The 14,764-nt window shown below is 65.0% G+C and carries 15 protein-coding genes; 10 read left to right on the top strand and 5 right to left on the bottom strand.

Annotated elements, in window-relative coordinates:
* Window positions 1–155 precede the first annotated feature (155 nt).
* Together CEY05_RS15865 and CEY05_RS15860 are read right to left on the bottom strand one after the other, a co-directional pair.
* The gene (locus CEY05_RS15865) at window positions 156–1,025 is read right to left on the bottom strand and encodes a type III pantothenate kinase (protein WP_088599325.1); all 870 of its coding nucleotides are present in this window, start codon (window positions 1,023–1,025) and stop codon (window positions 156–158) included.
* Window positions 1,026–1,032: 7 nt separating this feature from the next.
* Window positions 1,033–1,863: a biotin--[acetyl-CoA-carboxylase] ligase gene (locus CEY05_RS15860; RefSeq protein ID WP_088599324.1), complete on the bottom strand. Its 831-nt coding sequence runs from the start codon at window positions 1,861–1,863 to the stop codon at window positions 1,033–1,035.
* Between the two features lie 317 nt (window positions 1,864–2,180).
* Between CEY05_RS15860 and CEY05_RS15855 the strand changes: the two genes are divergently transcribed.
* From CEY05_RS15855 to CEY05_RS15835, 5 genes are read left to right on the top strand one after another with little or no spacing between them, the layout of a single operon-like run.
* Window positions 2,181–3,311: an ABC transporter permease gene (locus CEY05_RS15855; protein ID WP_088599323.1), complete on the top strand. Its 1,131-nt coding sequence runs from the start codon at window positions 2,181–2,183 to the stop codon at window positions 3,309–3,311.
* Entirely contained in the window at window positions 3,308–4,153 is an 846-nt protein-coding gene (locus CEY05_RS15850) for an ABC transporter ATP-binding protein (protein ID WP_088599322.1), read from the top strand. Before CEY05_RS15855 ends, CEY05_RS15850 begins: the two co-directional genes overlap by 4 nt.
* Window positions 4,140–5,087, top strand: a complete 948-nt coding sequence (locus CEY05_RS15845) for an MlaD family protein (protein WP_088599321.1) — start codon at window positions 4,140–4,142, stop codon at window positions 5,085–5,087. The genes CEY05_RS15850 and CEY05_RS15845 overlap by 14 nt, the downstream gene beginning before the upstream one ends.
* A 2-nt stretch (window positions 5,088–5,089) precedes the next feature.
* Window positions 5,090–5,851, top strand: a complete 762-nt coding sequence (locus tag CEY05_RS15840) for an ABC-type transport auxiliary lipoprotein family protein (protein WP_369825951.1) — start codon at window positions 5,090–5,092, stop codon at window positions 5,849–5,851.
* 35 nt (window positions 5,852–5,886) lie between these two features.
* Window positions 5,887–6,537, top strand: a complete 651-nt coding sequence (locus tag CEY05_RS15835; protein ID WP_088599320.1) for an alpha/beta hydrolase — start codon at window positions 5,887–5,889, stop codon at window positions 6,535–6,537.
* Here CEY05_RS15835 and CEY05_RS15830 read toward each other — a convergent pair.
* Complete coding sequence (locus CEY05_RS15830) at window positions 6,509–8,683, bottom strand: bifunctional diguanylate cyclase/phosphodiesterase (RefSeq protein WP_088599319.1); 2,175 nt, start codon at window positions 8,681–8,683, stop codon at window positions 6,509–6,511. The two genes, CEY05_RS15835 and CEY05_RS15830, sit on opposite strands and share 29 nt — an antisense overlap.
* A gap of 352 nt (window positions 8,684–9,035) precedes the next feature.
* Between CEY05_RS15830 and CEY05_RS15825 the strand changes: the two genes are divergently transcribed.
* The 5 genes from CEY05_RS15825 (at window position 9,036) to lipA (ending at window position 13,423) form a co-directional block, all read left to right on the top strand.
* On the top strand, window positions 9,036–10,322 hold the full coding sequence (locus CEY05_RS15825; protein ID WP_369825950.1) for a D-alanyl-D-alanine carboxypeptidase family protein: 1,287 nt from the start codon (window positions 9,036–9,038) through the stop codon (window positions 10,320–10,322).
* 153 nt (window positions 10,323–10,475) lie between these two features.
* Window positions 10,476–11,369, top strand: coding sequence for a D-amino acid aminotransferase (locus CEY05_RS15820; protein WP_088599317.1), 894 nt, complete (start codon window positions 10,476–10,478; stop codon window positions 11,367–11,369).
* Between the two features lie 5 nt (window positions 11,370–11,374).
* The gene (locus tag CEY05_RS15815; protein ID WP_088599316.1) at window positions 11,375–11,650 is read left to right on the top strand and encodes a DUF493 family protein; all 276 of its coding nucleotides are present in this window, start codon (window positions 11,375–11,377) and stop codon (window positions 11,648–11,650) included.
* 23 nt (window positions 11,651–11,673) lie between these two features.
* Window positions 11,674–12,303 carry a lipoyl(octanoyl) transferase LipB gene (gene lipB / locus CEY05_RS15810; protein ID WP_088599315.1) on the top strand — a complete coding sequence of 210 codons (630 nt, stop codon included), beginning with the start codon at window positions 11,674–11,676 and terminating at the stop codon, window positions 12,301–12,303.
* A 109-nt stretch (window positions 12,304–12,412) separates the two neighbouring features.
* Window positions 12,413–13,423 carry a lipoyl synthase gene (lipA, locus tag CEY05_RS15805; RefSeq protein ID WP_088599314.1) on the top strand — a complete coding sequence of 337 codons (1,011 nt, stop codon included), beginning with the start codon at window positions 12,413–12,415 and terminating at the stop codon, window positions 13,421–13,423.
* 92 nt (window positions 13,424–13,515) lie between these two features.
* Here lipA and CEY05_RS15800 read toward each other — a convergent pair whose 3' ends face one another.
* Window positions 13,516–14,208, bottom strand: coding sequence for a cob(I)yrinic acid a,c-diamide adenosyltransferase (locus tag CEY05_RS15800; RefSeq protein WP_088599313.1), 693 nt, complete (start codon window positions 14,206–14,208; stop codon window positions 13,516–13,518).
* A 35-nt stretch (window positions 14,209–14,243) separates the two neighbouring features.
* Window positions 14,244–14,753: a GNAT family N-acetyltransferase gene (locus CEY05_RS15795; RefSeq protein WP_088599312.1), complete on the bottom strand. Its 510-nt coding sequence runs from the start codon at window positions 14,751–14,753 to the stop codon at window positions 14,244–14,246.
* Window positions 14,754–14,764: the final 11 nt, after the last annotated feature.

The raw sequence follows: 14,764 nt of genomic DNA, 5'->3' as shown, positions 1-14,764 counted from the left end.
CCCCGGATCCCTTCCTTCCTCCGACGGCGCCAGCCCAAACCACCCCTGGCCAATGCCGTACATCACGACGTTAGCCAGCACGATAAGCACGAACAGTATCCGCATACGACGCGTATCCAAATATCAGGTGGGGGCTCGGTAAAAAGCCGGGCGGTTCAGGGAAGGGTAGGAGGAGCCGCGGCCGTTTGCTCACGCAGCAAACTCCCCAACCCATCCAACACCGGATTGTCGACTACCTGCGGCACGCAGGGCAAATCCCCCGTGGCTTCGGTCACCTGGGCGAGCAACCGCCGGGCTTCCGCCTCGACCTCATGCCACCCCCCTCCGGCAACAAACAAAACCGGAAACTGCCCGTCGTAGCGTTCCCGCGCAGCCAGCCACTGACGCACCAAAGCCCCAGCCTGCGCAGCCGCCACGCCAGTAGAAATCGCAGCGTGAGTCTCGGTAGGAAACAGCACCGGCTCCGCATGCGCCAGGGGCAGATCCGCGGTCCCGCTGGCTAATGCCCGCCGCATCATCACCGGCCCAGGCAGGATCAATCCACCTTCAAACACCCCATCCGGGCTGACGGTATCCAAGGTCGTAGCCGTCCCAAACGACGCCAGCAAAAACGCCGGCCGTGGCGACGGCAGGCGGTTGAGTACCCCCAGCATGGCCGCCCAGCGGTCGGAACCCAGGCGGGCAGGGTACTGATAGCGTGAGGTCAGTCCCAACGCCTGTTCACGCGGCGTGATCCATTCGACGGCGCAGCCATGACGCCCCAAGGCAGCTTCGATGGCCGCGGCACGCGCCGGCCCGGCGACATTGCTGCCCAGCGCGCGGCGCGGAGCAGCCGGGAGCGCGTCGAGCCAGGCTGCGAACGCATCGGTGTCGTTGTTATCGAACGCGCACGCCACCGCAGCGGCACCAGCGCCAGTACCGGTGCCAATACCCATGCCAGTACCCGCGCCAGCCACCCCCCCGCCGACCGCATCCATCGATCCCACCTTCAAGCGGGTATTTCCAGAGTCGATCAGGATATCCATTTCGCGCTCACGCCGCCCTTACCGAAATCTCACCCACCGACACCGGCATCACGCCCGCATCCGTGCGCACCAGCAACCTTCCATGCGTGTCCGTCCCGGCGGCGGTGCCCGTCTGCAGCACCTCCCCGCGATCCAGCACCCGCACGGTCCGCCCGGCCAGCGCATCGACCCGCGCATACCGCTCGATAAACGCATGGAAACCCAGCGCCTGCAGCTGCATGACCGCTTCCTGCCAGGCCCGGGCCACCGTCGCCACCACCTCGGCGACAGGGACGGTCGCGCCGACCCCAGCCCAGTCCGCGATCGGCCGGTCCAGTTCCCGCGACAGCATTTCGCCGTCGGTCAGGTTGGTCCCCATCCCGATCACCACGACATGTCCCGCCGAGCGGTCCACGGCGTTGCGGGTGGTCTCCACCAAGACGCCGGACAATTTCCCCTCTCCAAACATCACGTCATTGGGCCATTTCACCCGCAAGGCGTCCGCGCCAGCGCCGGCCAGCCCGCGCAGGGCCTCCGTCGCGGCCAGGCCGGCCAAAGGCGATAGCGCCGGCAGTTCAGCGGCGGCCAGGCTGGTATCGAAGGCACAGGAGAACATCAAGGCCTGGCCCGGGCGGTTTTGCCAATTGCGGCCAGCCCGGCCGCGGCCGGTGTTCTGCAGATGAGCACCCCGCAGCCAGGGACGCAGCCCGCGCCCGCCCACTTGCAGCCGTGCCTGCTCCAGCAGGTCCGCATTGGTCGATCCCGTCTCCTGTACCCAATCCACCACGCCGAAATGGGGCAATCGCTCGCGAACCTGTTCGGCGAGTGTGGCGGGCGATGGAAGATGGACGTCAGACATGGGATAGCGATAGAAAACGTAAAAAGAAAGCGAAAAAAGCGCCGTGCGGCAGAACCCACGACGCGAAAGATCAAAAAACGAAAATCAAGCGGCGAAGGTCAAAATCGAAAAGACAGCATTCCAATAACGAGCTCGGCCTGATTGTATGACCTATCGATAATGATCCTCCGGCACGCCCCGTGCCTTCACAGCCGGCACTCGCCCGTTTGCCGAAACACAGCTGCCCACGCTCGTCACCAATTATTGCGCCCCGTCCGCGTATGATTACCGCTGTTACCACCCCGGAGCTTCGGCCCCTAGCCACCGCCCCTGCTTACATGGTCCATACCGCCCAGCCTTTCAGCCCCGCTGTCGCCCCGTTCAGGAAGTCCGGCGACATCTGCTATGTGGCGGGCGACTGGAGCGTGCAGGCCCTGGCGCACCCCGGCGAAGTCCAGGCCCGCCGCAAGGCGCTGGCGCAGGCGACGCCGGCCATGCGCTGGGACCTGACAGGCATAGAGCGCATGGATACCGTCGGCGCCAATCTGCTGTGGCACGCCTGGGGCGACGTCCTGCCCAAGCGCCTGCGCATTTCCACAGGCCTGCAGGAGGTCTTCCAGGCGCTGGCCACTCACCCTGGCAGCGGCACTACCGAAGCACCCCGCAAGGACCGCTGGGGTCCGGTCAGCGCCATCGGCGACGCCATCTTCACCGCCGCGCGCCATGGGAAGTCCATGACGGCGATGCTGGGCCAGTTGGTGCTCGACCTGGGCCATTTACTAATTCACCCCGGCCGCATCCCCTGGCGCGAGATCTCCGCGCAGATCTACCGCATGGGCGCGCAGGCGCTGGGCATCACGGCACTGGTGGGCTTTCTCATCGGCGTGGTACTGTCCTACCTGTCTTCGCAGCAGCTGCAGATGTTCGGCGCCGATCGCTTCATCGTGCGCCTGCTGGGCGTATCCATCGTCCGCGAACTGGGCCCCGTGCTGGCCGCCATCCTGGTGGCCGGCCGCTCCGGTTCGGCCATCACCGCCCAGATTGGCGTCATGCGCGTGACGCAGGAACTGGATGCCATGCGGGTGATGGGGATTTCGCAAAGCCAGCGCCTGATCCTGCCACGCGTGGTCGCCCTGGCCATCGCCATGCCCTTGCTGGTGGTCTGGACCGACGCCCTGGCGCTGTTCGGCGGCATGCTGGCGGCCAGGGCCCAGCTGGGGGTGTCGGCGTCCTGGTTCCTGCAATCCCTGCCCGATGCCATCAGCCTGGCCAATTACATCATCGGCCTGGGCAAGGGCGTGACGTTCGGCATCGTCATCGCCATGGTGGCCTGCCACTTCGGCCTGATCATCGAGCCGAATACCGAAAGCCTGGGCCGCCGCACCACGACGTCGGTGGTGACGTCCATCACCGGCGTTATCCTGGTCGATGCGCTTTTTGCTGTCCTGCTCAGCCGGGTGGCCCTATGAAAGACGACGTCCACGACCAGCCAGACCTTTTCACCGATACGGCCCTGACGGTCGCGCCCATCATTTCGGTGCGCGGCCTGAAAACGGCCTTTGGCGATCACGTGGTGCACGAGAACCTCAATCTGTCGGTCTATCCGGGCGAGATCCTGGCGCTGGTGGGCGGATCGGGTTCCGGCAAGACGACGCTGCTGCGTGCAATCATCGGCCTGGATACGCCCGCCGCCGGCACGGTGCAGGTGCTGGGCATGCCGTTGACGGAGATGTCCACGGGCGAGTGCAATCGCCTGGCCCAGCGCTGGGGCGTGCTGTTCCAGGCGGGCGCGCTGTTCTCGGCCTTGACGGTCTTCGACAACGTGGCGCTGCCCTTGCGCGAATTGCGTTCGATACCCGAGGACCTGGTGCAGGACGTAGTCATGTGCCGCCTGCACATGGTCGGCATGACCGCCAACGACGCCTACAAGCGGCCGTCCGATCTGTCCGGCGGCATGATCAAGCGGGTGGCCCTGGCGCGCGCGCTGTCGCTGGATCCGGAGCTGCTGTTCCTGGACGAGCCCACCGCCGGCCTGGATCCGCTGCGTTCCGACGAATTCGTCGAACTGGTGCGCAATCTGCACCGCCAATTGCATTTCACGGTGGTGATGGTGACGCACGACCTGGACACGCTGGTGGCGCTGTCCTCGCGCGTCGCCGTGCTGGCCGACAAACGCGTGATCGCCTGCGACAAGCTGTCTGAAATCCTGAAGGTGGACCACCCCTTCATCCAAACGTTTTTTCTGGGCGAACGCGGCCGTCGTGCGCTGGGCGATCTCGCTCCCAAGGACATCAATAATGGAAAACCGTAGCTACGCTCTGCTGGCCGGCGCGTTCACGCTGCTGTTGCTGGCGGCGGTGATCGTGATCGCCGTGGTGATCAACCGCGACCGCGCCGCCCTGCGCGACTATGAAATCGTGTCCTCCACCCCCGTCGGTGGTCTGTCGGCCCAGTCTGCCGTGCGCTATCAAGGCGTGCCGGTGGGCAAGGTACAGTCGCTGGCCCTGAATCCGGACGTGCCCGGCCAGGTGCGTATCCGCATCGGCGTGGCGCCCAATACGCCCATCACGGAATCGACCTGGGCTGAACTGGGCGTGCAAGGGGTGACCGGGCTGGCGAATGTGGATCTGCGCGATGACGGCAGCTCCATCGAACGCCTTAAGCAGGTCGGCAAGGATCTGCCGGTGATTCCGTTGCGGGCGGGCCTGCTGGAGCGCTTCACGCAGCGTGGCGGTACCATCATGGAAAACGTCGCCAGTATCTCCGCCCAATTGAGCAAGGTGCTGGACGAACAGAACGTGCAGGCCCTGCATGCGTCCTTGCAGAACGCCGTCGACCTGACCCATTCTCTGAAGGTGCTGAGCGATGAGCTGGCGCCGGCGGCCGCCAAGATCGGTCCGCTGCTGGATAACCTGAACGCGACGTCGAAACAGGCCCAGGCGGCGGCGAAGGATTTCGACCAGCTGGCACTGATTGCACGCCAGACCCTGTTGCGCCTGGACCAACGCGGCGGCGCGCTGGATGTCGCTACCGCAAGCCTGCAGACGATTTCAGAGGCCGCGTCGCGCCTGTCGAGCGAAACCCTGCCCGCCGTTACCAATATGGCGAATCAGGTCAGTTCGACGGCGCGCGGGGTGTCGCTGACGGTACGCCGTGTCGGCGATTCGCCGCAGTCCTTATTGTTCGGCGCGCCGCCGTCGCGCCCCGGACCGGGTGAAGCCGGCTTCGCGGGCTTCGGGAGATAAGCATGATGATGAATGAAGTCGCCGGCACCGCTGGCGTTGCTCACGTCGCCGGGGTTGTTAGCACCGTTGTAAATACCGCTGAACTTGACCACGCTGCTGGCCTGGTCTCCGGCCCCTTGGCCCGTCGCCGCCGCCTGCTGACGCTGTTGCCCGCCATCGGCCTGGCCGCCGCCACGCTCGCCCTGGCCGGATGCAGCCTGGGCCGTGCCAGCGCGCCGCAGGCGTCCCTGTTCGACCTGGGGCCCGCGGAGCCGGCGCTCCCCAACCTGCCCAAGCGGGAGCCGATCGCGGTCACCACGACGGCCGCTCCCATGCTCAATGACGCCGGCGTGATCTGGCGTATCGGCGAAAGCGCCAATCCGCAGTCCTATGCGACGTATCGCTGGGCGGCGGCGCCGGCTCAACTGGTGCAGCAGCGCCTGGTCGAGCGCCTGTCCACGCAGGGGCCCGTGCTGTCCGACACCATCGATGCCCGCGCACCGGTGCTGCAACTGACCCTGACGCGCTTCGAACAGGTGTATGCGCCTGATGGCTCGTCCAGCGAAGGACGGATCAGCCTCCAGGCCGTGCTCCTGCGCGAGCGCCGCACGATAGATGCCGTACGGGTTACGCGTTCCGCGCCTGCAACTACCCAGGACGCCGCGGGCGGTGCGCAAGCCTTGCGCGTGGCTACGGACGCTGCCCTGGATGACCTGGCGCTGTGGCTGTCACAGAAATTGCCCGCGCCGGCCGGCCCGGCGGGCGTGCCCATGGCCACGCACTAAACTGTCGCGTCTTTCTTTATCGTCTTCGACTACCAATGTCCGCCCACACCGAAATCGTCGCCTTTGCCGGAGCCGCCGGCCGTATCGATTGCGCCATCGACTGGCCCGAGCAAGCTCCGCGTGGCTGGGCGCTGGTGCTGCATCCCCATCCGCTGCATGAAGGCACGCGGGACAACAAGGTGGTCACCACGATTTCGCGCGCCTGCGTGCAGGAAGGCCTGGTCGCGGTACGGCCCGATTTCCGTGGCGTGCGCAATTCCGAAGGCGAGTTCGACAAGGCCCAGGGCGAAACCGCGGACATGCAGCAGCTGGTCGCCCAGGTGCTCGAACGCCATCCCGAACTGGCAGATCTGCCGTGGGTGCTGGCGGGCTTCTCTTTCGGCACGTCCGTCGCCGCGCAACTGGATTCAGCCTTGGCCGAAGCGGGCCAGGCGCGTCCCGTCGCGCTGATCCTGGCCGGCCCGGCGGTGTGGCGCTTCCAGTTCCGCCAGGTCGATCTGCCGCCGGACACGCTGTTGGTTCACGGCGAGCAGGACGAAGTGGTGCCCCTGGGCGAATTGATGGACTGGACGCGCGACCGCAGCGTGCCGGTGGTGGTGATTCCCGGCGCCAGCCATTTCTTCCACGGCAAGCTGTTGCTGCTGAAGCAGCTGGTGCTTACGCGGCTGGCGCGGGCCCTGGGGTAATGTCGAGTGCGCCGGCGGCGACAACCGTCGTCGCACCGGCGGCCGCGGCCAGCGCTGCGCGCTTCGCTTTCTCCACGGTCTGGTCCAGAAAGGTCTCGAATTTATCCGCCGGCATGGGGCGTTCCAGCAGATAGCCCTGCACCTGGTCGCAAGACAAATCGTCCAGGGCGTTCAGTTGGGTGGCGGTCTCCACCCCTTCGGCCACCACTTCCATATTCATGGAATGCGCCAGCGCCACGATGGCCGCCACGATGTTGCGGCCTTCCTCGCCATGGGTATCCAGCCCGTTGGTAAAGAAGCGATCGATCTTCAGCTGCTGCACGCGGAACTGCTGCAGATAGGCCAGGCTGGAATAGCCGGTGCCGAAGTCGTCGATGGCGATATTGAAACCCTGCGCATGGAAGGCGTGGATCACGCGCGAGCTGAGCTCGGCGTCGTGCATCGCCACGGTTTCGGTGATCTCGAACATGATGCGCGCGGGCGCGATGCCTTCCTGCTGGCAGATTTCCAGCATGCGCGGCACCACGTTGGGATGATGCAGCTGCTGCGGTGACAGGTTGATGGCGATGCGCAGCGGCTCGCGGCCCTGTGCATCCCAGTGCTTCAAGTGCCGGCACACGGTGCGCGTCACCCAGTAACCGATGTCGATGATTTGTCCGGACCGCTCCGCCACCGGTATGAATTCGGCGGGCATGATGGCGCCAAGGCGGGGATGGTTCCAGCGTATCAATGCTTCGGCGCCGGTCAGGTGGCGGCCGCCGTCGGAAAACTTGGGCTGGAAATGCAGGAACAACTGGTCCTGCGCCATGGCTTCCTGCAGACCCTGTTGCACGGTGAGCACACGCTTGAAGCTTTCGCCCATGCTCTCTTCGTAGAAGCGGTAGCCGTTGCGCCCATCCTGCTTGGCGCCGTACATGGCGATGTCCGCGTGCTTGATCAGCTGGTCGACGGTGTCGGCATCGTGCGGGTACAGCGCGATGCCGATGCTGGTGGTGACGCGCAGCGATGTGCCGTTGAACACCAGTTCTTCCCGCAAGGCGTCCACCACCGATTGCGCGACGCGCGCGGCGCCGTCGCGGTTGGGCAGGCCTTCCACCAGCACCACGAACTCGTCCCCACCCAATCGCGCCACCGTGTCTTCCCGGCGCACCCGCGCGCGCAGGCGTTGGGCGAAGGCCTTGAGCATGCCGTCGCCGATGCTGTGCCCCAGCGAATCGTTGATGCTCTTGAAACCGTCCAGGTCCATGAACAGCACGGCGAACTCCGTGCCGTCGTTGCGGGCGCGCACGATGGCCTGTTCCATATTGCGCGTCAGGCTGGCGCGGTTGGGCAGGTCGGTCAGCGTGTCGATGTTGGCCATGCGCAGCAACGCCGAGTTCAGCTTTTGCAGCGATCCGCTCCACGAGCGGCGCGAGGCGTCGAAGCGGCTTTCCAGCGCGGACAGCACCAGCGTCAGGCACAGCACGAACAGGGTGACCCCGGTCACCGACAACCCCAGCCAGTGCAGGTCCAGGTCGTCGGCGGAGCCGCAGATGGCATTGGCGTCAAAGTTGGCCGCGGCCATGCCGGTGTAGTGCATGCCGGTAATCGCGCCCGCCATGATCAGCGAGGCGCCCAGGCGCTTGAGCGTCAGGAAGACCACGGCCTCTTCGGTACGCAGGGCATGGGCGATCCACAGCGCGGCCACCGACGCCACATAGGCGATCAGCACGGACAGCAGGAACAGGCCGGTGTCGTACTGGATGGCCGGCATCATGCGCATGGCGGCCATGCCCAGATAGTGCATGCCGCAGATCCCGGCGGCCATCACGGCGCCGGCGATGAGCGCCCGGTGCCAGGTCAGCGGACCATGCGTCGAAACCAGCAGGGCGACATAGGATGCCCCGATAGCCATGGTCAGCGAAACCGCCGTCATGCTGTAGTCGTAGCCGGTACGGATGGGCAGGGTGAATGCCAGCATGCCGATGAAGTGCATCGACCAGACGCCCATGCCCATGGCGACCGCGCCGCCGGAAAGCCAGGTGCGGCGCGCGGTGTCGGTCGTCGCCGAGGTGATGCGGCCCGCCAGATTCAAGGCCGTATAGGACGCCAGCGTTGCAACAAGCAAGGACAGAACAACCGTCCAGAAATGGTAAATACCGCTCATGGATGTGTGTGCTGGGGTCGGGAAAGTAGGCCGTCAATTGGGGGACGGCACGCGATGCACAATAGTGTCACGAATATCTTACTAATGATACAAAGCGCTGCTGTGCAGGCCGTGAAATGTGACCCTCGCGCCACACTTGGGTCTCCAGGCCCAATTGGCTCGAAAGCCGCGCCAGGCATAGGTCTTTGTTCAATTTCTGTTGTGATGTTTCATAGCGTTTCATCTTGCTGACACGCGCATCACAATCTTCGCAGTGCGACGAATTTTCCGCTGCCTATAATTGTCACTTTCCTACCCTCGCCACGACTACGAACACCGACGCTTGCCGATGACACGACTGCCTTTGCCCAGCATGACTCCCGTATCCTTGTCCCGCCGCGTCGTCGCGGGCGCCCTGATGGTAGTGATGATTGGAGGCAGCCCGGTCGCTGCATGGGCACAGGCCAAGCCGGCTGCACCGGCTGCCGCATCGGCTCCCGCCCCCGCGGCCCCCGTCGCACCCGGCAAAGCGGTGGCGCCGACGCAGATCGGCGCCACGGATTCCAAGGATATCGTCCCCGTCGGCGACCTGTCGTCCATCCCGGCGCCCACGCTGGCGGCGCGCGCATGGGTCAGCATCGACGTCAACAGTGGCCAGGTGCTGGCGGCGTCCAATCCCGATCAGCAGGTCGAGCCGGCGTCGCTGACCAAGATCATGACCGCCTATGTGGTCTTCAATGCCCTGGATGAGAAGCGCATCACGCTGGACCAGCAGGTGCCGGTGTCCGAGCACGCCTGGCGCACGGGTGGTTCGCGCATGTTCATCGAGCCGCGCAAGCCGGTGACGGTGGAAGAGCTGCTGCAGGGCGTGATCGTGCAGTCCGGCAACGACGCATCGGTGGCACTGGCCGAAGCCGTCGGTGGCAGTGAAACCGCGTTCGCCGCCCTGATGAACCAGGAGGCCGAACGGCTGGGCATGAAGGGCACGCACTTCATGAATGCCACGGGCCTGCCCGACCCGCAGCACATGACCACGGTGCGGGACCTGGCCACGATCGCCACGCATCTGATCACCGATCACCCGGATTACTTCCACTTCTACAAACAGAAGAGCTTCACCTACAACAAGATCTCGCAGTCCAATCGCAATCGCCTGCTGTGGGCCGATCCGTCGGTGGATGGCATGAAGACGGGCCATACGGATTCGGCCGGTTTCTGCCTGGTGGCCACTGCCTTGCGCGGCGATCGCCGGGTGTTGACGGTACTGGTGGGGACCGACAGCGAATCGACCCGTGCCGAGGAAAGCCTGAAGATCCTCAACTGGAGCTTCCAGAACTTCGACACCGTGAAGCTGTTCGACAAGGCCCAGCCTGGTCTGGATGCCCGGGTGTGGGAAGGCAAGGTCGAGACCGTCAAGCTGGGTCCCCCGGCACCGGTGTGGATCGCCGTGCCGCGCGGCAGGACGGCTGACGTCAAGCCGGTTGCCGAGCGCACCGATCCGCTGGTGGCGCCGCTGGAAAAGGGCCAGAAAGTCGGTACGCTGCGCCTGACGCTGGACAACAAGACGCTGCGCGTCGAGCCGCTGGTGGTGCAGGAACCGGTGGAACGCGCCGGCTTCTTCGGCCGCATGGTCGACACGGTCAAGCGTTGGTTCAACTAAAGCTGTTTCCACCGGGTGGGCGGGAGTAAGCTTGCGCTCGGCCGTCTGGCATGAAGGGGGCGGGACCATCGGTCCGCCCCCTTTTTTATTTCGTGGCGTTATGCCGCAGTCATTTTGCAGCGATGTCCATCGCTGACCAGGAGTAGCAGCATCATGATTCCGGGCGTGCCGGGCGATAGCCAGGCGTATCTGAACGGCGAATACGTGCGTCTGCAGGACGCCAAGATCTCGGTTTTGGATCGGGGTTTCATTTTTGGCGATGGGATTTACGAGGTCGTGCCGGTCTACGAGGGCCGGCCGTTCCGGATGTCCGAGCACCTGGCTCGCCTGGAGCGCAGCCTGGCCAAGGTGCGTATCGCCTCGCCGTTCGACCGCGCCGGCTGGGAAGCCTTGGTGCTTGGCTTGCTCGAACGTTCGGCGACGCCGTCCTGTCTCGTCTATCTGCAGATCACGCGGGGCGTGGCCAAGCGGGATCATGGCTTTCCCGCCGACACGGTCACGCCGACGGTATTCGGCATGGTTTCGCCCTTTACGCCACCGAGTGCCGCCGCGCGCGAAAACGGCCAGGCCCTGATTTCCATTCCGGATGACCGCTGGCTGCATTGCGATATCAAGTCGGTGTCCTTGCTGGGCAATGTGCTGGCCAAGCAGGCGGCGGTCGATGCCGGCGCGGACGAAGTGGTCCAGTTCCGCGATGGCCTGCTGACGGAAGCGGCCTCGGCGAACATCTGGGTGGTGTCTGGCGGCAAGCTGATCAGTCCGACGCGCGACCATCGCATTCTGGAAGGCATACGCTACGGCCTGCTGGCCGAGCTGGCGGAAGAAGCCGGCGTTGCCTTGGAGATGCGCGACGTGCCGCGCGCGGAGGTCGAGGCCGCGGATGAGTTGCTGATCACCTCCGCCGCCCGCGAGGTGCTGCCCGTCACGCGGCTGGACGGCCGGCCTGTCGGTAGCGGCAAGCCCGGCCCTGTTTATGCCAAATTGCGCGCGGGGTATGATGCCCGGATCGCGGCCCTGCTTGGAAAGCGTGCGCCAGCCCCCATATAGCTCGCATGACTACGATCGCTCCTGAAGACTCCCTTATCGAATATCCCAGCGACTTTCCCATCAAGGTGATGGGCAAGGCGCATCCTGAATTCGCCCAGATGCTGACCGAAGTGGTGTTGCAGTTCGACCCCGCCTTCGATCCGGCCACGGTCGAGATGCGGCCCAGCAAGGGCGGCAATTACATCGGCCTGACGTTCACCGTGCGCGCCACTTCGCGCGAGCAGTTGGACGAGCTTTACCGCGCGTTGCATGGACACCATCTCGTGTCCATCGTGCTGTAAGGTCGGAATCCCAGGCCGTGTTGATGGATGTGTCCGCCCATCGCTGGCTGGACCGGCCTGCCGACTACCAGGCGGTCTGGCAGGGGATGAAGGCCTTCACGGAGGCCCGCACGCCCGCCACGGCGGATGAAATCTGGTTATGCGAGCATGCCCCGGTCTATACGCTGGGGCAGGCCGGCTTGCCGCATCATGTGCTGGCGCCCGGCGCCGTTCCCGTCGTGCGCACGGATCGGGGCGGCCAGGTTACCTATCATGGCCCGGGGCAGGTGGTGGCCTATGTCCTGGTCGATTTGCGCCGCGCCGGGATGTACGTGAAGGAATACGTCGCTTTCCTGGAAGATGCCGTGATCGGCCTGCTGGCGGACTATGGGGTAGCGGCCTGCAGGAAGCCGGGTGCGCCTGGCGTCTACGTCCCCGGTGCCGATGGCGAACTGGCAAAGATCGCGGCGTTGGGTATCAAGGTGCGCTCCGGCTGTACCTATCACGGCGTCGCCGTGAACGTGGACATGGATCTGGGGCCGTTCGACGGTATCAATCCCTGTGGGTACGCCAATCTGGCGACGACTGACTTGGCGCGTTGCGGCGTGCGGGCCGACCTGGCCGAGGTCGGCGAACGCCTGGCCCGACGCCTGGCCCTCGTTTGTAACCGGTAAAAGCCCGGTCCGGGGCAGGGTCGGTTTCCGGGGCCTTGTACCGGCCGGAGTATGATGTCGTTTTGATTCCAGGCGACGCCTTGCGCGCCGCGCGAAGCAACCTCGATCCATGTCAGCTGATACGTCTTCCAGCGCGACCCCCGACGCGCCCGCCGCCGGTAATGCTCCGGCCGCTGTCCCTTACGATCCCACGCAGAAGCAGAAGTCGCAGGCCAAGACGGCCCGCATCCCCATCAAGGTGGTGCCGGTCGAGCGCCTGAAGAAGCCTGAATGGATCCGCGTGCGCGCCGCCGCGCCGGGTTCGCGCTTCTACGACATCAAGCGCATCCTGCGTGAACATAATCTGCACACGGTCTGCGAAGAAGCGTCGTGTCCGAACATTGGCGAGTGCTTCGGCAAGGGCACCGCCACGTTCATGATCATGGGCGACAAGTGCACGCGCCGCTGTCCCTTCTGTGATGTCGGCCACGGCCGCCCCGATCCGCTGGACGTCAACGAGCCGGAAAACCTGGCCCGCACCATTGCCGCGCTGAAGCTGTCGTATGTGGTGATCACGTCGGTGGACCGCGACGACCTGCGCGATGGCGGCGCCGGCCATTTCGTCGAGTGCATCCGTCAGGTGCGCGAGCAATCGCCTTCCACGCGGATTGAAGTGCTGGTGCCGGATTTCCGCGGGCGGCTGGATCGTGCGCTGGATATCCTCAACGCCGGGCCGCCGGATGTGATGAATCACAATCTGGAAACCGTGCCGCGTTTGTACAAGCAGGCGCGGCCTGGGTCTGATTATGCGCATTCGCTGAAGCTGCTGGCTGAGTTCAAGAAGCTGCATCCGGATGTGCCGACCAAGTCGGGTCTGATGCTGGGCTTGGGCGAGACCGACGAAGAAATTCTGCAGGTCATGCGGGATATGCGCGCACATAACGTCGACATGCTGACCATCGGCCAGTATCTGCAGCCGTCGGAGCACCATTTGCCGGTGTTGCGCTATGTGCATCCCGATACGTTCGCGATGTTCGAGCGGGAGGCCTATGAAATGGGCTTCTCGCACGCTGCCGTGGGCGCCATGGTGCGGTCGTCATATCACGCCGATCAGCAGGCGCATGCGGCCGGGGTGAACTGAGCGGCGGTGCCGCTGCGTCTGCCAGACGCGGAGACGTTAAAAAGGCCAAACCATGAATGGTTTGGCCTTTTTTCTGGGCTGCCGCCAAGCGATCAGGCACCGGCCCGGGAGTTCGGGCTCTTCCACAGGATGTCGCCTGTGCCTGCTTCCTTGTTGACGTGGCGTGCCGCTACGAAGAGCAGGTCGGACAGGCGATTCAGGTATTGCCGTACCGGCGGATGCACCGTTTGCACGCGTCCCAGCGCTACGACGGCCCGCTCGGCACGTCGGCATACGGTGCGGGCTACGTGCAGCAGGGAGGCCGTGCGCGTGCCGCCAGGCAGGATGAATTCCTGCAGCGGCGTCAGCGTGGCGTTGTAGTGCTTCAGGCAATCGTCCAGGTCCCGAGCGTGTTCTTCCTTGACGGCGACATAGCCGGGGATGCTCAGTTCGGCGCCCAGGTCGAACAGGCAATGCTGGACGCGACGCAGATCCTTGGCCAGGGTATGGGCTTGATCCTGGTGGTTCGAGGGGACGTCATTGCCAGTGTGCGCACTGGCGGCCTGGGCTCCGTCTGCCGGAGCACTTGCTGTCTCAGCGTTGCAGGTGTCGGTGCTTTTGGTCTCGGTCTCGGCCTCGTCTGCCGTCAACTCGGCGAGCACCAGCCCCAGCGTGCTGTTCAACTCATCGACGTCGCCCATCGCGGCGATCCGCAGATCGTCCTTGCTGACGCGAGTGCCGTCGCCCAGGCCGGTGGTGCCGTCGTCACCGGTGCGGGTGGCAATGACGGACAGGCGATTAGCCATGGATCGCTCCTTTCTGCCCAATGCCGATCAGCGGGTCATGCGCCATGGTTCGCTCCCTTTCGGCCCATTTCGACCAGCGCATCGCCGGTAACGCGCACGATGCGCCACTCGGGCAGGACCTGCGCACCCATGCCTTCGTAGAAGTCGATGGCCGGTTGGTTCCAGTCCAGCACGGTCCATTCGAAACGGCCATAGCCTCGTTCCAGCGCGATGGCGGCCAGGCGGAGCAGCAGGGCCTTGCCTATGCCTTTGCCACGCTGCTCGGGATCCACGTAGAGGTCTTCCAGGTAGAGGCCCGGTTTGGCCAGGAAGGTGGAGTAGTTCTGGAACCAGAGTGCGTAGGCCACCAGGCCGGTGCCTGTCTCGTTTTCCGCGACCAGGCAGTGGGCTGCCGGGTGTTCGCCGAAAAGCGAGGTGTGCAGGTTCGCTTCGGTGGCGGCGAACAGATGCGTAAGTTTTTCGTATTCGGCCAGGCCTTGCATCAGCGCCAGGATGGCGGGGATATCGGCGGGCGTGGCGGGGCGGATGAGGGGGCTGGCGGGCAAGGCGGTGGATC

The sequence above is a fragment of the Achromobacter sp. HZ34 genome (assembly GCF_002209485.1).
Taxonomy (GTDB): domain Bacteria; phylum Pseudomonadota; class Gammaproteobacteria; order Burkholderiales; family Burkholderiaceae_B; genus Bordetella_C.
This window is presented reverse-complemented; position numbering and strand designations above follow the sequence as displayed.